This window comes from Clostridium sp. C2-6-12, from assembly GCF_009928485.1.
Taxonomy (GTDB): Bacteria; Bacillota; Clostridia; order Clostridiales; family Clostridiaceae; genus Clostridium.
In genome coordinates, this window is the sequence record NZ_JAABNP010000034.1 from 43293 (window position 1) to 65462 (window position 22170).

At 28.3% G+C, this 22170-nt stretch carries 23 protein-coding genes; 6 read left to right on the forward strand and 17 right to left on the reverse strand.

Annotated features, from left to right (window positions below):
• Positions 1-139: 139 nt before the first annotated feature.
• Both GXK56_RS21970 and GXK56_RS21975 read left to right on the forward strand, forming a co-directional pair.
• Positions 140-706, forward strand: coding sequence for a LemA family protein (locus GXK56_RS21970; protein ID WP_160691463.1), 567 nt, complete (start codon positions 140-142; stop codon positions 704-706).
• Positions 703-1488, forward strand: a complete 786-nt coding sequence (locus GXK56_RS21975) for a TPM domain-containing protein (protein WP_160691465.1) — start codon at positions 703-705, stop codon at positions 1486-1488. Before GXK56_RS21970 ends, GXK56_RS21975 begins: the two co-directional genes overlap by 4 nt.
• Positions 1489-1621: 133 nt before the next feature.
• Here the strand turns inward: GXK56_RS21975 and GXK56_RS21980 are convergent, their stop codons facing one another.
• The 13 genes from GXK56_RS21980 to eutH form a co-directional block, all read right to left on the reverse strand.
• Positions 1622-1891 (reverse strand): late competence development ComFB family protein, encoded by a 270-nt coding sequence (locus GXK56_RS21980; protein ID WP_160691467.1) that lies wholly within the window; start codon positions 1889-1891, stop codon positions 1622-1624.
• 249 nt (positions 1892-2140) lie between these two features.
• Positions 2141-3466 carry a CCA tRNA nucleotidyltransferase gene (locus tag GXK56_RS21985; protein WP_160691469.1) on the reverse strand — a complete coding sequence of 442 codons (1326 nt, stop codon included), beginning with the start codon at positions 3464-3466 and terminating at the stop codon, positions 2141-2143.
• 130 nt (positions 3467-3596) lie between these two features.
• Positions 3597-4493, reverse strand: coding sequence for a MurR/RpiR family transcriptional regulator (locus GXK56_RS21990; RefSeq protein WP_160691471.1), 897 nt, complete (start codon positions 4491-4493; stop codon positions 3597-3599).
• Positions 4494-4652: 159 nt separating this feature from the next.
• Positions 4653-5363, reverse strand: coding sequence for a pseudouridine synthase (locus GXK56_RS21995; RefSeq protein WP_160691473.1), 711 nt, complete (start codon positions 5361-5363; stop codon positions 4653-4655).
• 172 nt (positions 5364-5535) lie between these two features.
• The gene (locus GXK56_RS22000; RefSeq protein WP_160691475.1) at positions 5536-5784 is read right to left on the reverse strand and encodes a ground-like protein; all 249 of its coding nucleotides are present in this window, start codon (positions 5782-5784) and stop codon (positions 5536-5538) included.
• 228 nt (positions 5785-6012) lie between these two features.
• Positions 6013-7065, reverse strand: a complete 1053-nt coding sequence (locus GXK56_RS22005; RefSeq protein WP_160691477.1) for a hypothetical protein — start codon at positions 7063-7065, stop codon at positions 6013-6015.
• A complete protein-coding gene (locus GXK56_RS22010; protein WP_160691479.1) occupies positions 7046-7942 on the reverse strand; it encodes an ABC transporter ATP-binding protein in 897 nt (298 codons plus the stop codon). The genes GXK56_RS22005 and GXK56_RS22010 overlap by 20 nt, the downstream gene beginning before the upstream one ends.
• Positions 7926-8324 (reverse strand): GntR family transcriptional regulator, encoded by a 399-nt coding sequence (locus GXK56_RS22015; protein ID WP_160691481.1) that lies wholly within the window; start codon positions 8322-8324, stop codon positions 7926-7928. The genes GXK56_RS22010 and GXK56_RS22015 overlap by 17 nt, the downstream gene beginning before the upstream one ends.
• Positions 8317-8850 carry a hypothetical protein gene (locus GXK56_RS22020; RefSeq protein ID WP_160691483.1) on the reverse strand — a complete coding sequence of 178 codons (534 nt, stop codon included), beginning with the start codon at positions 8848-8850 and terminating at the stop codon, positions 8317-8319. Before GXK56_RS22020 ends, GXK56_RS22015 begins: the two co-directional genes overlap by 8 nt.
• A gap of 226 nt (positions 8851-9076) precedes the next feature.
• On the reverse strand, positions 9077-10567 hold the full coding sequence (yjeM, locus tag GXK56_RS22025; protein WP_160691485.1) for a glutamate/gamma-aminobutyrate family transporter YjeM: 1491 nt from the start codon (positions 10565-10567) through the stop codon (positions 9077-9079).
• A 431-nt stretch (positions 10568-10998) separates the two neighbouring features.
• The gene (locus GXK56_RS22030; protein WP_160691487.1) at positions 10999-11364 is read right to left on the reverse strand and encodes a YmaF family protein; all 366 of its coding nucleotides are present in this window, start codon (positions 11362-11364) and stop codon (positions 10999-11001) included.
• A 148-nt stretch (positions 11365-11512) separates the two neighbouring features.
• On the reverse strand, positions 11513-13294 hold the full coding sequence (locus GXK56_RS22035; protein ID WP_160691489.1) for an aminopeptidase P family protein: 1782 nt from the start codon (positions 13292-13294) through the stop codon (positions 11513-11515).
• A gap of 3 nt (positions 13295-13297) precedes the next feature.
• On the reverse strand, positions 13298-14395 hold the full coding sequence (gene eutH, locus GXK56_RS22040; protein ID WP_160691491.1) for an ethanolamine utilization protein EutH: 1098 nt from the start codon (positions 14393-14395) through the stop codon (positions 13298-13300).
• 300 nt (positions 14396-14695) lie between these two features.
• Between eutH and GXK56_RS22045 the strand changes: the two genes are divergently transcribed.
• Together GXK56_RS22045 and GXK56_RS22050 are read left to right on the forward strand one after the other, a co-directional pair.
• Entirely contained in the window at positions 14696-15685 is a 990-nt protein-coding gene (locus tag GXK56_RS22045) for a sulfide/dihydroorotate dehydrogenase-like FAD/NAD-binding protein (protein WP_160691509.1), read from the forward strand.
• Positions 15682-16959 carry an FAD-dependent oxidoreductase gene (locus GXK56_RS22050; RefSeq protein WP_160691511.1) on the forward strand — a complete coding sequence of 426 codons (1278 nt, stop codon included), beginning with the start codon at positions 15682-15684 and terminating at the stop codon, positions 16957-16959. The genes GXK56_RS22045 and GXK56_RS22050 overlap by 4 nt, the downstream gene beginning before the upstream one ends.
• A gap of 156 nt (positions 16960-17115) precedes the next feature.
• Here GXK56_RS22050 and GXK56_RS22055 read toward each other — a convergent pair whose 3' ends face one another.
• Positions 17116-17970 carry a D-alanyl-D-alanine carboxypeptidase family protein gene (locus GXK56_RS22055; protein WP_160691513.1) on the reverse strand — a complete coding sequence of 285 codons (855 nt, stop codon included), beginning with the start codon at positions 17968-17970 and terminating at the stop codon, positions 17116-17118.
• Between the two features lie 140 nt (positions 17971-18110).
• On the opposite strand from GXK56_RS22055, the gene GXK56_RS22060 reads away from it, so the two are divergent.
• Together GXK56_RS22060 and ytfJ are read left to right on the forward strand one after the other, a co-directional pair.
• Positions 18111-18668: a DUF2953 domain-containing protein gene (locus tag GXK56_RS22060; RefSeq protein ID WP_160691515.1), complete on the forward strand. Its 558-nt coding sequence runs from the start codon at positions 18111-18113 to the stop codon at positions 18666-18668.
• A 21-nt stretch (positions 18669-18689) separates the two neighbouring features.
• Positions 18690-19184, forward strand: coding sequence for a GerW family sporulation protein (gene ytfJ / locus GXK56_RS22065; RefSeq protein WP_160691517.1), 495 nt, complete (start codon positions 18690-18692; stop codon positions 19182-19184).
• Positions 19185-19266: 82 nt separating this feature from the next.
• Here the strand turns inward: ytfJ and scpB are convergent, their stop codons facing one another.
• From scpB to GXK56_RS22080, 3 genes are all read right to left on the reverse strand, one after another.
• Positions 19267-19884 carry an SMC-Scp complex subunit ScpB gene (scpB, locus tag GXK56_RS22070; RefSeq protein WP_160691519.1) on the reverse strand — a complete coding sequence of 206 codons (618 nt, stop codon included), beginning with the start codon at positions 19882-19884 and terminating at the stop codon, positions 19267-19269.
• Positions 19877-20623 carry a segregation/condensation protein A gene (locus GXK56_RS22075; RefSeq protein WP_160691521.1) on the reverse strand — a complete coding sequence of 249 codons (747 nt, stop codon included), beginning with the start codon at positions 20621-20623 and terminating at the stop codon, positions 19877-19879. The genes scpB and GXK56_RS22075 overlap by 8 nt, the downstream gene beginning before the upstream one ends.
• Before the next feature lie 203 nt (positions 20624-20826).
• Positions 20827-22017 (reverse strand): D-alanyl-D-alanine carboxypeptidase family protein, encoded by a 1191-nt coding sequence (locus tag GXK56_RS22080; protein ID WP_160691523.1) that lies wholly within the window; start codon positions 22015-22017, stop codon positions 20827-20829.
• Positions 22018-22170: the final 153 nt, after the last annotated feature.

The following is a 22170-nucleotide window of genomic DNA, read 5'->3' on the forward strand; positions in this document are numbered from 1 at the left end:
TTAGAATTTTTAATCAAAAAAATCACTTTGCATTTATATATCTCTTTACTTACTTTCATTTTCAAATTTTTATTTCAATTTATATATTAAAAGCTTTTTGCATATACTAATCTTATCAATATAAAGGAGGTTTAACTTAATGAATAAAGGTATAAAGATAGCTATAATCATTGTGGGAATATTGATAGTTTTAGGAATTCCTATAAGCGGCTATAACAACTTAGTTGCTCTTGAACAAAGGGTTAACTCTGCCTCATCAAACATAGACACTCAGCTTCAAAGAAGATCAGACTTAATACCCAATTTAGTTAATACAGTTAAAGGGTATGCAACTCAAGAAAAAACAATTTATACAGATATCGCAAATGCAAGAAGTCGATTAGCTGGAGCTTCAAATGTACAAGAACGAGCAAATGCAGATAGCGACCTTTCTGGCGCTCTTTCAAGATTACTAGTAATAGTAGAAAACTACCCAGAATTAAAATCAAATCAAAATTTTAGAGATTTATCAATACAGCTTGAGGGAACTGAGAACAGAATTGCAGTTGCAAGACAAGATTATAACGCTGCTGTAACAAATTATAATACAAGAAGAAGAAATTTTCCAAATAACATAATTGCTTCATTATTTAATTTTCAAGAAAAAGCACTTTATAAAGCAAGTGAAAGTGCAAAAGAAGTACCTTCAGTGGATTTTACTAAATGAGCATAAATACTAAAAAAAGAATAATATATTTATTTTGTCTTCTTCTTTTAGTAACTTCTCTTTTTCCTTTTGCTGCAAATGCCGATATAAATATACCTTCTCCAACTTCTCAAAAATATGTAAATGATTATGCCAAAATAATAGATCAGCAAAATATAAATAACATAATATCTATAGGAAAAGAATTAGAAGATAAAACAGGCGCACAAGCAGTCATAGTAACAATCGATACAACCAACAATGTTCCTATAGAACAATATGCAATAAATTTATTTAGGACTTGGGGAATTGGTCAAAAAGAAAAAGATAACGGTCTATTAATTCTTTTAGCAATAAAAGACCGAACATGGCGAGTTGAAGTTGGACGTGGGCTTGAAGGTGCTGTTCCAGATGCATTAAGCAATAGAATTATGGAATCAATTGCAAAACCTAACTTTACACAAGGTAATTACGGAAAAGGATTAGCTGATTCATATAGTATCTTTAGTGATTATATTGCAAAAGAATACAATACTACCTTAGATAAATCTTTAAAAATTAATGTTTCTAATACAAACGCTGCTTCATCAACCAATATAAAAATCTATAGTGGTATCTTTTTAGGATTAGTGATACTAGACTTGCTTTTTAACAGAGGCAGAGTTTCACATTTGCTACTACAAATTTTAATTTTTAATAGTATATTTAGAGGCAATGGTCCTAGAGGCGGCTCTTCCAGCGGTGGATTTGGCGGCTTTGGTGGCGGTTCTTCTGGCGGTGGTGGTTCAAGTGGAAATTGGTAAAATTCTTAGTCAAAAAGATAAGATAATTAATTCATTCCAATTATCTTATCTTTATTTATACACGTGCAATAGATTTTTTATTTGCTAATTTATCTTTATATAAACGTAAAATAATTATATTTAGTAACCTATATTATCTATCGTGATTAGGATTGCTATTAACTTTATTAATAGCCTTTGTAACTTCTACTATTATATCTGTTTCAACCTGCTGTTTAGTACTTTCTAGTTTAGCCATAATTTTCCCCAATGGAGTTGCTACATAATATGGTTTTAAATTGTTAAGTGCTAATGAAAAAATATCCCTTTTGCACTTATCACACTTACATCCATCAACTTTTTCCAACAAAATCTCCATATACTCATTTACCCAAATCTCCATATAATTAATAACATCATACATTATTATTTCTCTCCCCTTGCTAAAACCTAAACTTATCCTTTAACTTCCATATAAACATAATTATATAAAAATTTCTACAATTTATTCAAAACATAAATCTATTTTACTATAATTTACCCTTAATAAAAAGCTTTTTTTATTATATAAAACTATCTTATATCTTTATATTATTTTTCTTTTGACGAATTTTAATTGGATTAAGATTATCAAACATATACATATAACATAAAATCAATAAAAATTACATTTTCACCTTTGTTTTGCTAATTTCATTAATTGTTCTTTATTATTTAAATCTGGATTCTCTATAACTTTATCTAATAAGTAATTTAGTATTTCTCCGATTTCTTTTCCTCTATTAAACCCTAACTCTATAAGTTCCTTTCCATTAATATTTAAGTCTTTTAAATCAAAACACTCATTTTGTTCTAAAATTAAGTCCAGCTTACTTTCAATATTTATCATATTTAATAATCGTTCTTTTGCATAAATTGGATTTTGAGCTAATATATCTGATTTTTGAACTTTAATTAAATCTCTAAAAGCTTCCTCACCTATTTTATTTAAAAGCTTTTTTACTGATAATTTACTTTTTAATGTACAATCGTGATATTGTATTAAAATTAAAACCTTATTTATAGTTACATTATCATATTTCAATTCTTTTAAAATGCTTTTTGCCAGCTCTATTGATTCTTTTGAGTGATTATAGTAATGGGAAATTCCTTTATCATCTGTAGTTTTTGTTTTAACTTTCCCAAAATCGTGCAAAAGCATGGTTAATCTTAAATGTAGCTTTTTTTCTATAGCTTCTGTTGCTTTTAAAGTATGATTATATAAATCGTAAATATGATATGAATTGTTTTGATTAAAATCATAAATACTTCTTATCTCTGGAATTATTATTTCTAGAATTCCACAATCTTTTAGTATATCTATTTTTCTAGGATTATTTATAAGTATTTTATTTAATTCATCTCTTATTCTTTCTTTAGATATATCTTTAATATTATTTCTTAGTAATTCTATTGCACTTAACAGCTCTGTATCAATATTAAAATCTAATTGTGCTGAAAATCTTACTGCTCTAAGCATCCTCAATGCATCTTCTTTAAATCTTTCTTCCGGAATACCTACTGTTTTTATTATTTTATCTTTTAAATCACTTAATCCATTAAAATAATCAACTAAACCCGTTTGCTCATTAAATGCCATTGCATTAATAGTGAAATCTCTTCTTGCTAAATCTTCCTTTAATGAACTTACGAATTTTACTTCCTTTGGGTGCCTATTATCTTCATACTCACCATCTGTTCTATAAGTTGTTACTTCATATCCCTCATTATTTATTAGTACTGTTACAGTACCATGTTTGAGTCCAGTTAAAATAACTTTCTCAAACAAATTTATTACTTCTTCTGGTTTTGCTTTGGTAGTTATGTCCCAATCTTTAGGCTGCTTATTTAAAATACTATCCCTTACACACCCTCCAACTATATATGCTTCATGCCCATTATTTATTAATGTATCTAAAATAAATTTAACCTCAAGAGGAATAATAATATTCATATTCATTGCATCCATCTCCTTGCATACTTAAGAAAATGAGCTGTTCCCACAGAGTACTGGAGAGCAGCTCATTTTCTTATAACATATTCTTAGTATAAGGTTATCCACTATTAATTTATGTATTCATTGTCATACTTTAATCATCTGATACATTTCTATTATTTATGGAATACACATTATAAGTTTGCCATATCTTTTCTAAGTTTCCAAACACATCAGAAATACTTTCCTTTTCCCTCATTCCAACAGCAATAATCAAAGCATTTATTACTGATAATGGCGCAACTAATGAATCTACAAATGATGCCATATTACTTTGAGCTATTAATGTATAATCCGCTTTGGATGCTAAAGGAGATAGTAAACTATCTGTAAGTGCAACTACCTTAGCACCTCTATCTCTAGCAAATTCTAAAGCATCTATTGTCTTAGCCGCATATCTTGGGAATCCAATTCCAATAACTAAGTCACCATCTCCTACATTAATCATTTGCTCAAAAACATCCGAAATTCCATAGCTTACAATTTTTACGTTTTGTAATATTATGTTTAAATAAAACCCTAAGAATTCTGCAATAGCCGTAGAACTTCTAAGTCCAATTATATAGATTCTTTGAGCTTCAAATATATTCTTAACAACTTCTTCAAAAGTATTTTGATTTATTTTTTCTAATGTAGCTCTAATATTTTCCATATCTGCTTTAAGAACGCCTTTTAATGCATCTCCATCTGAAAAATAATCATTTCTAAGTTCTAACCTTTGAACTGTAGTAAGCTTATTTTTTATAAGTTCCTGCAATGCCTTTTGAAGCTTAGGATATCCTGAAAATCCAAGCTCAATTGCAAATCTTACAACTGTTGACTCTGATACTCCAACTGATGTACCAAGTTTAGCAGCTGTCATAAATGCAGCCTTATCATAATATTTTAAAATGTATTCAGCTATTAATTTTTGCCCCTTACTTAATCTTATAAATTTTCCTTGAATTAATCTCATTAAATCTTTACTATTTTCATTATTTAATTCATCCATATTTTGCCTTCCCACTATCAATTTTGAATAATATCTACTTAATTCTATCATCTTATTTAAAATTGTACAATAAATAAGTGATTTTGGGAACTAAATATTAAAAATTTGCAGGATTTCTTTTTCTTACCTTCAGTATATAATAGTTACTATCACATAAATTTATAATGTATTAATATAATTTATTTCTTCATCATTTAATTCTCTATATTCTCCTCTTTTTAAATATCCTAGTTTTATTTCTCCAATAGCTATTCTCTTTAAAGACAACACCTCATGATTTAGTACAGCGCACATCTTTCTAATCTGTCTATTTTTACCCTCATGAATACCAATTTCTATAGTTGATACTTTTTTATCATAACTTATAACTTTAAGTTCAGCTGGTGCAGTTATATATCCTCCAATATCTATTCCAATTTCAAACTTTTTAATATCCTTTTCGGTTATTTCACCTTTAACTACTGCTATATATTTTTTAATTATTTCTACTCTTGGATGAATTATTTTATTATATATTTCACCATCATTAGTTAACAGTAATAAACCAGAACTATCATAATCCAGCCTTCCAATTGGATATATTCTTTCTTCCACCTTAACAATATCTAAAATAGTCTTTCTATCCTTTTCATCTTTTACAGAACTTATGTATCCTTCAGGTTTATTAAGCATTATATACACTTTTTTTTCTTCCTTACTTATTATCTTTCCCTCATATTCTACTTTATCTTTTGACGGATCTATCTTTATTCCAACTTCGTTAACTAATACTCCATTTACCTTGACTTTTCCAGCAAGTATTATTTCTTCACATTTTCTCCTTGAGGCAACACCACAACTTGCCATATATTTTTGTAATCTTTCTTCCATATATCTTTTCACTCCATAACTTGGTTTTTCTATTTCCTCTTTTGCTATTTTAAATTATATCTTTTTCAGCTATATATTACAACTTCTATAGAAATAATAGAAACGCAAAAATGCGTTTCTATTATCTAAAATTAAGGATAACTTTAGATTTTACACCTTAATATTAATTAAATTACCAGAAAAATCCTCCATTACCAAAACCGCAGCCACCGCCGCAACCACCGCCAAAGAATAAAAATATTAAAATCCAAATCCAGCTTCCGCCGAATCCTCCGCAACCACCACCGAATCCATTTCCAAATCCTCCGCCGAATCCTCCGCAACCATTATTGCAGCAACTATTAATATTACTACAGCAATTGTTATTGCAACAAGGAGTACATCTACAGCAGCAGCAACAATCATTTGAATGTTTAGACATGTTTATCATCTCCTATTCTTTTGTTAATATATATTATTCCATTTTCTTATTTTTGGTTCTTTAAGACTAAAAAAAGTCTGCTTATTTTAAAGCAAATAAAAAACCATGGATGAAATAATTAATCAACTTAACATTTCACCATAGTTTTAATCATTTATTTAATATATAATTGCATTTTATTCATAAGTTGTCCAATATCAAAGCGCATTTAGTACTTTAAATTAAAATTTATACTACTGACCTTAATACTTTCTTTATTATCTTATATGATATTCCTCCTACAACTGTTATACACAACAAATCTAAACTTAATGCTTTAAACAAATTTGTGCCAGACAAAGGTAAATAATCCCCTCCATTTATAAACTGCATGTTTCTTATGAAATCTGATACTAAAAATAAAGATCCAAGTGATCCAATAGCTAAACATATTAAAATTACTATGATGTTTTCATTAACTTTAGATGAAAATATCTTATTACAACATTCTAATCTATATCTTTTTTGTACAATATTATAAATAATAAGCATTATGGCTATTAAACATAAAGCAAATACTATTTCAAAGAATAATTCTCTAAGTCTTATTTCTCTACTAGTTACTTTATTCAGCAGAACATTAACATTATACTTAGGAATTTCATCCTCCACGTAATTAACCATATATCTATTATCTATTCCTGTATAATCTAGTATTTTAGATACTTTTGTTACAATTAATAAAATTGACCCAGGCATTACAAAAATCATACTAGCAAAACCTACTACTGTATTTGAAAACAATAAATCAACAGTAAGCATAAATAATATACCTACAGCACCTATTAAAATTATTTTTGCAACCTCTATAAAAATAATATACCAATATCCATCGACAATTGATAATAGTTGTTTATTCCCTAAATATGCCATTAGCGCTATATAAAGATACATTAAAACAAAAGGCATTAGAGTTACAAAAATGCACATAAGCTCATTATATTTAATCTGCTTTTTTGTATAAGGTCCACTTGCCAAAAACATGGCAGCATTTCTCTTATTAATTCCTTGTGCAATAAAATATATAGCTACGAATATAATTCCTAATCCCAAATATTTGTCTAAATTAGTTGTAGCAAAATCATTTACAAAGGAATCTGATATTCTAAATTTTACTTGATTAATTTCACTTCTAATAATTTCATCTGCTATAAAGCCCCATGCTATTAATCCAATGATTATAGGTACTTTAGCAGAATTAAACCAATTATAAATCAATCCCTTATTTAAATACTTCTTCATTTTCATCCTCCCTATCAACCTTATAGATAAAGATATCTTCTAAGCTAAGATCAATTTCTTCAATAAATAAAGGCTTGAATTTATTAAGATTGTTAATAAATTCTTCATCATAATCATCAGTTATTATAGTAAAAACTCTACCAACTTTACTTATTTTAAAAATTCCTTTTAAATCTAAGTCTTCTTCATAAACTGGTTCATCAAAGGCAACTTGTATTTTTTTTATTTTATTTTTCATATTTTCTACTGAATTTTCATATGAAATTGTACCTTTATCCAAAATAGCAACATCGTCACAAATTCTTTCAAGTTCTCCTAAATGATGTGAACTAATTATTATAGTAATATTATTTTCAAATACTTCATCTACCAAAATATTAAGAAGTTTATTTTTTAGTATTGCATCTAATCCTGAAGTCGGCTCATCTAATACTAAATACTCTGCATGAATTGAAAAAGCAAGCATTATTGATAGTCTCATCTTCATGCCCTTAGAAAGTTGAAATATAAATCTATTTGTAGGAATCTTAAAAATCTTATTTAATTCATTAAATTTTTCCTCATCAAAATCCGTATAAGAGTATTTATAATATTTAATTATTTCACTTACTTTAAAATTAGTATGCATTATATTTTCATCTGCTACATATCCTATTTTATTTTTTACTTTAGGATTATCATAAACAATTTCTCCATTATAACTAACACTTCCAAAGGTAGGATTGTAAATACCCGTCAAACATCTCATTAAAGTGGTTTTTCCCACACCATTAGGTCCTATGATACCAAATATTTTTCCTTTCCCTATTTTTAAATTTACATCTTTTAAAATTTCTTTTCCATCTATTTCAAAAGATAAATTATTTACTTCTATCATTATCCTTCACCCCTAGTTCAGAGAATATCTGAAGTGCTAATTTCATAAACTCTTCCTTGTCAATCCCACTATAATTAGCTTCGAGAATTAGCTTTTTTAATTCATCTTTCATATATTCCATTTTTTTCTCATCTACTTTCCCCTCAAAATTATGTGTTATATAAGTTCCTTTCCCCCTTAAGGTTTCAATTATTCCTTCACGCTCTAACTCACCATAAGCTTTGCTGATAGTATTAGGGTTTATTGTAAGTATAGAAGACATTTCCCTAACAGAAGGTAATTTTTCACCTGCTTTTAAAGCTCCTTTTAATATAAGCTCCTTAACTCCAAGTTCTATTTGTTCATAAATAGGAGTACTGCTCCTAGGATCAATCCTAAGCATCTTTGTTTTCCTCTACATTCCTTAGTTCCAATAAATAATCAATCACTAAACCTTCACCTTCATCTACAAGTACTAAATCAACATCAAGTTTTCTCGGATCACTAAAGACCCTTTTTCCGTTTTCTATGTGCGAGTACCATGCTTTAGCTTTAATTCTAACTGGCTCTTCTCTTGTTATTTCTCTTCGTTTAGTAAACTGATTTCTATGCTTATTATACCCATTTAAAAGTTCTTGTTTATCCTCATCCTTTAATTCTTCTACATTTAATATTTCTATTTTTCCATAATCAAGTTTTGAATCTGTCAATCTTTTTCTTTCAGAAATACATTCCATCAGTTCATCAGTTTCTTTATAGGCAAATTTTTCATCGTAGGTTTTTAATGGTTTATTATCTAATTGCTGAAGCACTTCATTAACTGTTTCAAAATGCTTTTGCTTTTTATACACTCTTTCATCATTCATACTAAGCAATCCAGTTATCACAATAAAAAAACCTAGTATAACTATAATTGTTGACTTTTTCATAATCATTCCTCCAATCTGTATGATGTGTACTACTTCAATTAATACACTTAAATTATATATAGAAACATCTCTATAATCAAGTATATCTTCTTTAGTATTTCTTAATATTTCCTTAAAACTTTTCTGATAAAAATTAATATATAGTTCTCAAAAAAATAATGGATAATGGAATTACTTCATTAATCCCACTATCCATTTTAATTTCAAAAACTTCTTATAATATTTATTAATTATTTTTTTCACCATTAAAGTATATTACTAATGCAACTGCAATAAATATTACAGGTCCTGCAATCATAGCTATTGTAGAAGTATACTTACCATTAATAGCTGGTTCAATAATCGTAAATAAGTTAGCAAAGCCAACAACAATAGTAACAATAACTCCAATAATCATGGCAATATTTTTATTTTTTATAACTAAAAATGGCTTTTCTATAGAATCCTTTTTTCTAAACCAAACATAAGCAATTGATAAAAATATATATGGTAAAGTCATTGCAACATTTGTCATTAACACGAGCATTTCAAAAAAAGCTTTTGCATTGTTTCCACCCATTGATATAAATAATACCATTACCGCTACAGTAATTGTTTGAATTTTCATTGCACCTATTGGCATATCATTTTTATCTATTTCTGACATTTTCCCTGGCCAAAGCTTAGCAGGTGTTCCTTCTATTAGCTGCTTAAGTGGTGCATATGATAAAGTGAAAAATGCACCTGTTATTGCAAAGAACATAGATAATCCAACATATCTAGCAATCCAATTGCCAATTTGTACTGATGCAACTTCTGATAATCCTAAAGAAGTTCCTAAAGTATATCCTAAATTATTCATTACTATATATGCCACATTCGCCATATTTACATTTTCTCCAGAAAGACTTTGCGCCCAGTTTGTAAATATCCCAATTAAAAAGATTCCTAAAGAATATCCAACAGATATTATTGTTGCTGCAATTAAAATTCCTCTTGGAAAAGTCTTTTCTGGATTTTCTGTTTGATCTACAAGTCCAGAAGCTGCTTCAATTCCACCATATGCAAATAATGCAAATACTAAAAATGATAACATTGAAATTGTACTATGATATGCTGGATTAGGTGAATTTACAAAAACCATTCCCGAAGTAATAGTTTCTTTAAATTGCCCTTTATTTAATATAAATACAAAAATGGCTCCTAAAATAAGCACAATATTTAATAATGCAACTGCAATTCCACCAACAGAAGTTATTTTAGTTATTTTATTTATACCTCTTTTAGATATAAGAAATGCTGTGGTTACCCATATAACTCCCAATATTCCAAGCACTTGTGTAGAACTTAATCCTAATATTCCCCACTTTGAAGTAGTATCTACACCAAAAATTGTATTTGATAATGGTATCCAAATAGTAGAACAAATATTTATCATCCATACTAAATATGATGCATACCACATGAAAACTCCCATAAATGCAAATTTAGGACCTACTGATTTTTCCATCCAAGAATATATTCCACCCTTTTCTTCTTTAAACGCTGAACCATATTCAGCCATCATAAAAGCAAAGGGTACAAAATATGTTATCCCTCCTAAAATAAACCATGGAATTGCACCATACCCCATAAGATAAAAAGATCTTGGCATATTAGCAAATCCAAATACTGATGTAAAAATCATCAGTATTAACGTAATTAACGTTAATTTCTTTTGTTCTCCTTCTTTTTTCATTAACTTTACTCCTTCATTATCTACATTTTATTAAAGATAAAATTAGTTAAATTCATATATGTTAGTATTTCACAGTTATTTATAATATATAATTAAATAATAGCAATAATTTTATTTATTATTTTCATAATTAGACAATTAGAATTATCAATTAAATCACTGTATACCAACATGAATATACACCTTTATATATTACTATTATTTTTTACTCAACTCAAACTATCTATTTTTTCACTTTACTAAATTATCTTTTAATTTTTTCATAAATTCCTTAAATAGATATAAATTTAAATATAATACGTAAATACAAAAGGTGTATTAATAAATTATTTATATAAATTTATAATGAAATCGTATTATTATCAAAAACAAAAGACTTGGAAGTTTTATATAAAATTCCAAGTCTTTTACTGAATCCCTTGCGTGATTTTTTATAAATTAGCTGGATCTTCAATTAAAGTAACAAAATAATAATCATGATCATGGTTATCATTATTTGTTGTTTCTCCTCTAACTAAATGAACATGTTTTCCATTTGGCAGATATAGCGCTGGACCAGTAGTATCACAAATTCTATGAAAATGATTATGAAAAGTATCTGTAAGAGCATCTATCTTGTGCACATGAGACTTACCTAACACTATTGCAGGTCCTGTTACACCAGCAATACGATGATTGTGAAATTCACGTGCATCATCTCTTTCAAAATCAGTACTTGATAAAAATTCATGATTATGATTTCTTACACTTAATCCACCTGTACCTTGACAATTGCAGTTATTATCATTGCTTGCCATTTTTATTTCCTCCTCAGTATTTGCATACTACATTTTATGTTCTTTATACATATTTGTGTGAGTAAAACAAAAATACTTAGTTAAAACTGCATTGTCTATTTTTCATTTGAGTTACAATGTATAAAAGATATACTTAATTGGTAAACTTCTATACTACTTCTCTTATTTCTTGCTTTAACCATTCTCTTTCTTCTTCATTTAAATAAGGTGATAGTCTGTTAAAGACATCCTTATGATAATCATTTAGCCATTGTTTTTCTTCTGTTGTTAACATATCACTATTAATTCCATCTAAATCAATTGGACAATATGTTATTGGTTCAAATTTCATAAATTGACCAAATTCTGTTTTCTCATCTTCAACTACCAACATCATGTTTTCAGTTCTAATTCCAAACTTTCCTTCTTTATATATTCCAGGTTCATTTGTAAGAATCATACCTTTTTCTAACTTAACATGATTGTTTCCTCTAAATCCTTGAGGTCCTTCATGAACATTTAAGAAGAAACCAACTCCATGACCTGTTCCACATTTATAATCTAAGCCATATTTCCAAATTGGTTGTCTTGCTAAAACATCTAAATTAGCACCTGTTGCCCCATGCAAAAATTTCGCTGTGCTTAATCCAATATGTGCCTTCAATACTAAAGTATAATCTCTTCTTTCTTCTTCTGTAATTTTTCCAAGTACTATAGTTCTAGTAGTATCTGTTGTTCCATTATAATATTGTCCGCCTGAATCAACTAAGAAAAAGCCTTCATCTTTTAAAGTATATTGACTTTCTTCTGTTGCTTTATAGTGCATCATTGCAGCGTGATCTTTATAACCACCTATAGTATCAAAACTAAGCCCTGCAAATAATTCTATTTGTGACCTAAACGCTTCAAGTTTATCTGCTGCTGAAATTTCAGTAATTTTTTCTTTAGCCACAGAAGTCTTTAACCATTTTATAAATTTCACCATGGCTACTCCATCCATAACTTCACAGTTTTTGAAGTTTTCTATTTCAACTTCATTTTTTATTCCTTTTAAACTTGTAGTAATATTAGCTTTTTCAATCTTTTTAACCTTTTCAGGTATAGCATTATATAAACAAATATTTGTTTTACTGCTATCATACATTATTGTATCTTTATCTTTAAGTTGTGATAAAAACTTTTCAAGTTCATTATTATAGTCTTTTAATTCAATGCCTTCGGCTTCCAAATCAGATTTGATTTCCTTGGAAAGCTTTGAAGAATCAACAAATAAATAGCACTTATCTAAATCTATCACCACATTAGATATTACAACAGGATTATTAGGAACATCATTTCCTCTTATATTTAAAAGCCAAGCAATGTCATCTAAAGAAGTTAGCAAATAATGATTTGCTCCAAGTTTGTTCATTTCTTCTCTTACTTGATTAAGTTTTTCTGTTCTAGACTTTCCAGCATATTTTACTTCATGAATAAAAACTGGACTCTTGGGAATTTCTGGTCTATCTGACCATAATTGATTAATTAAATCCTGTTCAAATTTTAGCCCTATATTTTTACTATCAAGTTCCTTACGTATATCTCTAACCATATCTACTGAAAAAACAGTTCCATCGAAACCAACAAAACTATCCTTATTAAGACTGTCTCTTAACCATTCTGCAAAAGAAGGTGTTTCAGGTTCTGCTGCTTTAAACAATCTCATTCCAGAACCTTCAAGCTGCTTTTCAGCTTGGATATAATATCTTCCATCAGTCCATAATCCTGCATCTTCTAAAGTGATTACAGCTGTTCCTGCAGAACCTGTAAATCCAGATATCCATTGTCTACTTTTCCAATGGTCTGCTACATATTCACTTTGATGAGCATCAAAGCTTGGAACTATGTATGCATCCATTTTATTTTCCCTCATTAATTTTCTTAATGCTTCGATTTTTTCTTTAACTGTCATATTTTATACCTCAACTTTCTTTAAACTCATATTATTCTCACGTTCATATAACCATAAAGCTAGTACAATACTTATAATTCCACCTATAACTTTTGATATAATAAACGCTCCTAACATTTCAGGGGCTATTCCTGACACAAACCCAAATTGTCCTCCAAAAACAAAAGCTCCACTTACTGCAAATGCAGTACAAATAACCTTTCCCTTTGGATCCATTTTTTTATATGTTCCAAATATTAATAAATTGCTAGCTAAATTGCCTAAAATGCCAGCTACAGAAAAAGAATTAATTCCAAATTTTTCTCCTATTTGTTCAATTCCATTCTTAAATATTCGATTTATTACCTCTAGCATTGGATATGCTCCTGCTAAAACAAATGCAATTTTACCAACTATATATGTAGATTCAGAAAGTGGTGCCAATCCTGATATAACTTTTATTTGAAAAATAGCCTCCACTCCTTGAAGTAATAATCCTATAACACTAAGTGCCATTATTAACTTTCCAAAGACATTAAAGCCTTTCATTAATATGTTGTGAAACTTTAGTAATCCTATTCCTAATAAAATAGAAAAAATGAATATAGGAAACAGATTCCATATTAATGTACCAATATTTATGTTATTCCATATCCCTGCTGCAAGGCATCCAAAAGGTATAGAAGTAATTCCAATCATAATTCCTTTAGAAAAATACTTTTCATCTTCTTTTGATATCATCCCAATTGCTACAGGTATGGAAAAACTTATAGTTGCACCTAAAGTTGATGCTATAATAATTCCTGAAAATAATCCCATTTCTTTAGTTAATGCCAATTCTCCTGCTATTTGAAACCCTCCCATATCAACAGCTAAAAAAGCTGAAGGTATTATTGAAGGATCTAATTTTAAAACTTCTGAAACAGGGACAATCATTACAGACAAAATCTTTGACAATATAGGCGCTAAAGAATATATTCCAATCATTCCAAGACCTAATGCTCCCATTGTCTTTATACCCTCTTCAAATTTACCACCAATTTTTAAAGGGCTTCCAAGTATATAATCAATACCACCCAATATAAAGAAAGTTCCTATTATGTATAATACAAATTTATCCATCGTGTTTCTCCTTAAAATCTTTCCATTAAACTCTAAACTTAGCTGTTATTATATGATTGCTTTCTTTTTCTATATGCTCTAATATTATACATCATTTAAAAGCATCTTACATACATTGATAAAATATTTTAATAAATTTTAAATATTTTTTATAAACCTATACTCTAAAATAATTTTAATATCTATATATTTATTTTCGCTTTATTAAGTTTATATTTCTTTTTACCATCTTTATTTGTATCAAAATATTTCTTTTCAAATAATCTATATATTAGAAGTAATTTTTCTAAAGGAGAGAAAATGATAAAGGAATCAGTTGATTGTATAGATGCTGGAACCGAATATTGCCCTTGCAAATTAGCTGAAAACGGACAATGTTTAATTTGCTCACAATGTCAGGGTAAAGTATTTTGTGATTGCTTAAATTGGAAGGGGGTTTGTATATATCAAGAACTTTATAATAATTCAAATAAAGCAAAAGAGGGTCGTAAAACTTATAGCTGTTTTGTAACAAACGTGATAAATTATGATAATAAATTGTTAGTTATAAAATTTAAGGCACCTCATAAATTAGTTTTAGATTTGGTAAAGCCAGGAAGCTTTATATTCATAAGAACAGATGAAATTAACTACTTTGACATTCCTATTTCTATTATGAATTCTGATATAGATAAAGATATTATTACTATAGCCATTGAAATTAGAGGAATAAAAACTAATAAACTACTAGAGATAAAAGCAAATGAAAACATAGTAATAAGGGGGCCTTATTGGAATGGAGTTTTTGGAATTAAAAATATATTAGATCAAAAGGATGGAAATGCATTAGTTTTAGCAAGAGGAATTGGATTAGCGCCCATGATGCCTGTAATAAGAAAATTAATTGCACAAAATAATAAATTAAAAGTTATAATAGATAAAAATCCCTTTGAAATTAACTTTGCAAACGAATTTTTAAACAAATATGATGTGACCATATTAGAAAATTCTTTATTTGAATCAGGTAAACTTTCAGACCATGCAAAAGTTATAATTAAAGATTCTCTTAAAGAGGGAATCAATTATATTCATATAGCAGGTGCTGATATTTTAACGTATAGTATTATTAATTATCTAAATGACATTAATAGAAATGATGTTTCACTTTCATGCTGCAATAACTTTAAAATGTGCTGTGGTGAAGGTATTTGCGGAGCTTGTACATCTAGATTTTCAGGGCATAGAGTTAAAAGATTCTGCAAGGAGCAGGCTGATCCAAGAAGTATTTTTGAAGGGAGAAGATTTATATGAAGGTTATTATTATTGGAGGCGGCTGGGCTGGCTGCGCAGCAGCAGTAACAAGTAAGAAAGCAGGTGCTGATGTCACAATTATTGAAAAGACAGATTTATTGCTTGGTCTTGGAAATGTTGGTGGAATAATGCGTAATAATGGACGTTATACAGCTTCAGAAGAATTAATAGCGTTAGGTGCAGGAGATTTAATTGAGATTGCTGATAAGGTTTCTGTTCATAAAAATATTGATTTTCCAGGTCATAAACACGCTACTCTTTATAATGTAAACTTAATAGAAGGCGAAGTTCTCAAATATTTGAACTCTTTAAATATTAATATCATGACTGAAAGCAGAGTAAATGATATTAATTTTGATGGTCAAAAAATTAAAGGTGTTTATTTAAGTGATGGAACCTATATAGAAGGTGATGTTTTTATTGAAACTACTGGAACTACAGGCCCTATGGGCAATTGCCTTCGTTATGGAAATGGATGCTCAATGTGTGTGTTAAGATGTCCTTCTTTTGGACCTAGAATTAGCATTAGCGAAAGGTGTGGTGTTTCAGATATTCAAGGAGAAAGAGGAGATGATATTTTAGGAGCATTTTCTGGATCATGCAAATTAGCTAAGGAAAGCTTATCTGATGAAATTAGAAATGAATTAAATTCTAAAGGCGTAGTAATTTTAAAAGTTCCAAGTGAAGATATTAATTATGATAAATTAAATACAAAAGTATGTCAGCAATATGCCTTAAAAGAGTTTGCAGAAAATATAATTTTATTGGATACAGGACATGCTAAACTTATGACCACTTATTACCCATTGCATAAACTAAGAAAGATAAAGGGTTTAGAAAATGCAAAATATGTTGATCCTTATGCAGGAAGTAAGGGAAATTCAATTAGATATTTATCTGTTGCACCAAGAACTAATGATTTAAAAGTTACAGGAGTAGATAATTTATTTTGTGCTGGAGAAAAAAGCGGACTCTTTGTTGGACATACAGAAGCTATTTGTACTGGTTCACTAGCAGGTCATAATTCTGTAAGATTGGCTTTAGGAATGCCCCTTTTAATTCTTCCTTCATCTATTGCAATTGGAGATTTGATAACATATGCAAATGAAAAAGCTAAAACTAGAGAAGGGCGAAAAGATAGGTATACTTTTGCAGGTTCTGTTTATTTTAAAAGAATGCAAGAACTCGGCCTTTATACAACTAATATAGATGAAATCTGTTCAAAAATACAAAAAATTAATTTAAATAATGTATTTAGCCAAAAACTATATTAATGTAAATATTATTTAACAAATTATTATAAATATAAATAAAACCATGATCTAAGCAATTTAATTCTGCCTTATCATGGTTTTATTTGAGTTTATTATATTAATTATGAAAATTCTATGCTAATTTATTCTTTTATGATATATATACTTGTGGATCTTTTATATTAATTCTTTAACAGTCCAATTCCCAAATGCAACTTTTTCTATTACATGCTTATAGATTTCATCTGTTACATTCCATCTGTCAGGGCAGTTTAAGACTACTATTATAATATCCTTACCATTATTATTAATAGAAGAAACTAAACATTTCCCTGCCTGACCTGTATATCCTGTTTTAACCCCATTAGCTCCTGGAATTCTCCAAAGTATTTTGTTAATATTATTGTAGTCTCTAGTAAAATTATATTTTTCCTTTGATATTTCTTTGCTGCCAACTATTTCTCTAAATAAATCATAGTCCATACCCTTAGCTGTTAAATGAGCCAAGTCATATGCAGAAGAATAATGCTTACTACTGTCTAATCCATGAGGTGATTCAAAGTGAGAATCTAATAATCCAATTCCTCTGGCATAATGATTCATTATTTCTGCAAAACCTTCAGTTGATTTTCCTAATTCTTCTGCTATGGCAATAGCTGCATCATTTCCTGATTTAAACATAAGCCCATAAACCAATTCTTTCAAAGTAATTTGTTCATTTTCTTTGTATCCAACAGTTGAGCCTCTTATACTTGCAGCCTTTTTACTAATAGTAACTTTTTTATCTAAATCTCCTTGCTCAATAGCTATAAGTGCAGTGAGTATTTTAGTTGTACTTGCCATTGGGACAATTTCATATGCATTTTGCTCATATAAAACCATACCACTTTCTTTATCTAACGCAATTGCACATCTAGCATTTACCCTAAAATTATTACTGTCTTTACTTTTAGCAACTACACTAATCCCCATAATTTGAGTAAATATAAAGCTAAATAATATTAGTGAAATAATTTTAGTCCCCTTCCTCATTATTAATCACCTTCTAATCTTACTATTTGGTACTAGTTTCCCTTTAAATTTAAATTTTAAACCTAGTTTTATTAATTTTTTAGGTTTATTTTTTTTTATTTAGTCAATAATTATGAAATGTAAGAGTTTGGAGGGTTTTTATGAAATTATTTTTTATTTTCTTAGTGATTTTATTAATCATATTTATACCAATTCCTATTAAATTTAATATTTACTATTCTGGTGTAAATTATTATATAAAATTATATGGAGTCACAATTATATCTCAAAAAAAAGTTAAAAAGAAAAAAAATCTTTTATCTAAAACTAAACCAAAAATAAAAAAGAAAATAATTAATTTTTCTAAACTTTTTAATAAAGTCAATTTTAAATCACTAGAATATAAACCTTTAATTTCAAAATTATATCACTCAAAATTTAAACCAATACTAAAAGTAAATTTATTTGTTGACTACTCTCTTAATGATGCTGCTAAAACTGCAATTTTTTACGGTGTTTTATGCCAGACCCCACCAATAATTTATATTATATTAAGTATTTTATTTAAGATCAACAAATACAATTTCAAAGTAAATCCAATATTTGAAGATAAATTTTTCCTAAAAATTGAAACCTCAAGTATATTTTTCTTATCACTTGCAAACATTATATATATAATAATTATTTTATTTAAATTCACAAAAAAACAAGGGAGGTGAACCCCTTGATAGGGGCTTATTATGTCAAATGAACAACAAGTTGAAAATTTAATTAAGAGTACTATGGAAAATCTTAAAAGCATGGTTGATGTAAATACAGTAATCGGAAAAGGTGTCGAAACTAAAGATGGATCTTATATAATCCCGGTTTCAAAATTATCTTTTGGTTTTGCATCTGGAGGCAGTGAATATTCAAATCCAAATAACACTCCTAATAATACAGTATTTCCTTTTGGTGGTGGTTCTGGTGCCGGTGTATCTGTCCGTCCTGTAGCTTTTTTAGTAGTCAAAGAAGATGGTGTCAGAATGTTACCTGTGGCTCAAGATACCACATATGACAGAATTGTTGATACAGTTCCTCAAGTATTGGATATTATAAAAAGTTTAGTAAAAGACCTTTGCAACAAGAATAAAAACTCAACTACTGGTAATAATAATAAAAGTAATAATGCCGAGAATAATTCTACAGTAAATATGAACCAAAGTAATTATTCTAGCGATATTAACAATATTTAATTTGCTCCTAATTTTTAAATTTAAAAAGAGAAATAGTATGCTGATTATAATTTCAGCACCCTATTTCTCTAATATAAATAATTTATTGATTTTCTGCTTGATCTATTTCGTTTTCTTCTATTCCATTATCCTCAGAATCATCTTGACCAAATAAATCTAAAGACGGTAATTCTTGAAGGTCTTTTAATTCAAATTGTCTTAAGAATTCTTCTGTTGTACCATATAAAATTGGCCTTCCTGGTACTTCTAACCTTCCAATTTCTTTTATTAAATCTCTTTCTATAAGTCTTTGAATTGCACTTTCAGATTTAACTCCACGAATCTCATCAATATCTATTCTAGTTATAGGCTGTTTGTATGCTACAATTGCCAAACTTTCAATTGATGCTTGTGATAAAGATTGTCTTTTATTTTTCTTTAAGAGTTTTTGTATATAATCTGCATTTTCTGCTTTGGTAACTAATTGATAGCTTCCTTTTATACATATAAGTTTTATTCCTCTATTTGAATTTTCATATTCTTCCATCATTTCATGAATAATTATTTCAAGAAGTTTCGATTTTTCTTCAAGATGATTAATTAAGTCTTGAAGACTTAGTGGATCTCCACTAGCAAATAATAAAGCTTCTATTGCTGATTTTAAAGAATTCTTCTTCATGTCATCCATAAATGGAATTTGAATTCCTTCCTTTTTATGCATCTTCCGCTCTCCTTTCAATTAATATGTTTGTGAAATTATCACTTTGATAAACCTTAACCATTCTCTGTTTAATCATTTCAAGTAGCGCCAAGAAGGTTACAACACACTCTAACTTACATTCACAGCCTTCCATGAATTCAAAGAAATTGCTTGATTTCTTATTTTTAAGTTTTTCCATTATATATTCAAGTTTATCTTCTATTTTATATTGATCTACATAAATTTTCTTTTGGATTACATTATTTTTATTTTGCTTATTATTGTAAATCTCCAATAAATTATTATATACATTAAATAAATCAATAAGATTTATATCTTTAAATAATTCACTCGTGCTGATTGTTTCTCTCTTATCTTCTATTAACTCTGGTTTTTTTCCATATACTTCGCCTGTACTAGTGTATTTATCTCTAAAGAAACCTGAAACACCTTTGATTTTCTTATATAATATAAGCTTTTCAATAAGAAGCTTTTCATCATCTTCTTCATTTTCATCTTCTTTTTTAGGTTTAGGTAATAGCTGTTTAGATTTTATTTCTATTAAAGTAGCTGCCACTACTATAAATTCAGAAGTTATTTCTAAGTCCATTTCCTTCATTTCATTTAAATAATTTAAATATTGATTTGTTATTTCATATATTTTTACATTATATATACTCATTTGATTTTTCTTTATTAAATGCAATAATAAATCAAAGGGTCCTTCAAAATCATTAATTTTAATTTTTGGAAGTTCCATATATTGTTTCTACCTCCATATATACATTTTTTCAAAATTAGCCTCACTATATATAATAACAATTTATTTGACTCAAAACAAGAAAGTTTAATTAATTACTACACATATGTAATTTACTTTAATAAACAAAATACGCAAAATAAAAGATATAGCTTATAATCTAGAAAAATCTATATTATAAGCTATATCTTACTTAATGGTTTTTATACACCTTTTTCGAATAAATTTTTAATGTTATATTTAATATTATCAAATATATTGCCTTTCTTAATGTCTCTGTCACAATATATTTCTACCTCTCCAACCTTTTCATTACCTAAATAAACTTCATATTTTCCAACCATGTCTCCTGCTTTATATTCTTTCTTTAATTCATCAATTACAATTTTCTTTTGTAATTCTTGATTGACGCCCTTTGGAAGTATTACATTTAAATCTTCCTTTGCCTTTGCCATAAAGAATCTGTCAGTTTGTTCATCCATAAACACCTTATCAATTTCTTGATCTTTAGCTACAAGCTTTTTACCTTCGTATTTTGAAAATCCATAGTTAAGTAAAACTCCTGCATCACGATTCCTTATTTTATAAGTTGGAGCTCCCATAATTACAGATAACATTCTTACTCCGTTTCTTGTTGCTGTAGCACTGATACAATATTTTGCTTCATCTGTAAATCCTGTCTTAAGTCCATCACAACCCTCAAAAAATCTAACTAATTTATTATGGTTTACAAGCTCTATTGGAGATTTTCTACCTTCTGAAATAGAATCCATATAAGTTCCTGTATATTTTAGAACTTTGGGATGCTTTAATAATTCCTTAGACATTATTGCTATATCTTTTGCAGTAGATAAATGTCCTTCAGCTGGTAATCCATTACAGTTTTTAAATGTTGTATTATTCATTCCAAGTTCCTGAGCTCTCTTATTCATCATAGCAACAAAATCAGCTTCAGTTCCTCCCAAATATTCAGCTAATGCAACTGCTGCATCATTTCCTGATGCTATTGCAACACCTTTTAGTAGTTCTTCAACTGTTCTTATTTCTCCAGTATCTAAAAGCATTGTGCTTCCGCCCATTTTCTTTGCATTTTCGCTACAGGTTACTTTATCCTCCAATTTAATTTTCCCACTATCTACTGCCTCCATTGTTAGCAGCATAGTCATAACTTTTGTTACAGATGCAGGAGCAAATTTTTCCTCTGCATTTTTCTCGTAAATTATCTTTCCGCTCATTGGTTCCATAAGTAATGCAGCCTTTGCTTCTATATTTGTGCCATCAGATTTCACTTTATCCTCTGACTCTAAAGCATTAGCTATGTTAACTGGCAAAATTAATATAGTAAAAATAAATATCAAAGTAAAAGATAAAATTTGCTTTAAATTTCTTTTCATCTTACTACCTCCTTTCAAAATTAGTGTTACCATAAGAAGAAATAATATAACAAGTGATTCTAAATTTCTCAGAAATTTGACAAAAATTTTACTTTAAGCAAATCGAGTAGGAGCTAAATAATTATTTTATTTAGCGTCCTCTCACACCACCGT

Coding starts and splice junctions, on each gene's coding strand:
- GXK56_RS21970 (WP_160691463.1), top strand. CDS start 140: ATGAATAAAGGTATAAAGATAGCTATAATCATTGTGGGAATATTGATA.
- GXK56_RS21975 (WP_160691465.1), top strand. CDS start 703: ATGAGCATAAATACTAAAAAAAGAATAATATATTTATTTTGTCTTCTT.
- GXK56_RS21980 (WP_160691467.1), bottom strand. CDS start 1,891: ATGTATGATGTTATTAATTATATGGAGATTTGGGTAAATGAGTATATG.
- GXK56_RS21985 (WP_160691469.1), bottom strand. CDS start 3,466: ATGAATATGAATATTATTATTCCTCTTGAGGTTAAATTTATTTTAGAT.
- GXK56_RS21990 (WP_160691471.1), bottom strand. CDS start 4,493: ATGGATGAATTAAATAATGAAAATAGTAAAGATTTAATGAGATTAATT.
- GXK56_RS21995 (WP_160691473.1), bottom strand. CDS start 5,363: ATGGAAGAAAGATTACAAAAATATATGGCAAGTTGTGGTGTTGCCTCA.
- GXK56_RS22000 (WP_160691475.1), bottom strand. CDS start 5,784: ATGTCTAAACATTCAAATGATTGTTGCTGCTGCTGTAGATGTACTCCT.
- GXK56_RS22005 (WP_160691477.1), bottom strand. CDS start 7,065: ATGAAGAAGTATTTAAATAAGGGATTGATTTATAATTGGTTTAATTCT.
- GXK56_RS22010 (WP_160691479.1), bottom strand. CDS start 7,942: ATGATAGAAGTAAATAATTTATCTTTTGAAATAGATGGAAAAGAAATT.
- GXK56_RS22015 (WP_160691481.1), bottom strand. CDS start 8,324: ATGCTTAGGATTGATCCTAGGAGCAGTACTCCTATTTATGAACAAATA.
- GXK56_RS22020 (WP_160691483.1), bottom strand. CDS start 8,850: ATGAAAAAGTCAACAATTATAGTTATACTAGGTTTTTTTATTGTGATA.
- yjeM (WP_160691485.1), bottom strand. CDS start 10,567: ATGAAAAAAGAAGGAGAACAAAAGAAATTAACGTTAATTACGTTAATA.
- GXK56_RS22030 (WP_160691487.1), bottom strand. CDS start 11,364: ATGGCAAGCAATGATAATAACTGCAATTGTCAAGGTACAGGTGGATTA.
- GXK56_RS22035 (WP_160691489.1), bottom strand. CDS start 13,294: ATGACAGTTAAAGAAAAAATCGAAGCATTAAGAAAATTAATGAGGGAA.
- eutH (WP_160691491.1), bottom strand. CDS start 14,395: ATGGATAAATTTGTATTATACATAATAGGAACTTTCTTTATATTGGGT.
- GXK56_RS22045 (WP_160691509.1), top strand. CDS start 14,696: ATGATAAAGGAATCAGTTGATTGTATAGATGCTGGAACCGAATATTGC.
- GXK56_RS22050 (WP_160691511.1), top strand. CDS start 15,682: ATGAAGGTTATTATTATTGGAGGCGGCTGGGCTGGCTGCGCAGCAGCA.
- GXK56_RS22055 (WP_160691513.1), bottom strand. CDS start 17,970: ATGAGGAAGGGGACTAAAATTATTTCACTAATATTATTTAGCTTTATA.
- GXK56_RS22060 (WP_160691515.1), top strand. CDS start 18,111: ATGAAATTATTTTTTATTTTCTTAGTGATTTTATTAATCATATTTATA.
- ytfJ (WP_160691517.1), top strand. CDS start 18,690: ATGTCAAATGAACAACAAGTTGAAAATTTAATTAAGAGTACTATGGAA.
- scpB (WP_160691519.1), bottom strand. CDS start 19,884: ATGCATAAAAAGGAAGGAATTCAAATTCCATTTATGGATGACATGAAG.
- GXK56_RS22075 (WP_160691521.1), bottom strand. CDS start 20,623: ATGGAACTTCCAAAAATTAAAATTAATGATTTTGAAGGACCCTTTGAT.
- GXK56_RS22080 (WP_160691523.1), bottom strand. CDS start 22,017: ATGAAAAGAAATTTAAAGCAAATTTTATCTTTTACTTTGATATTTATT.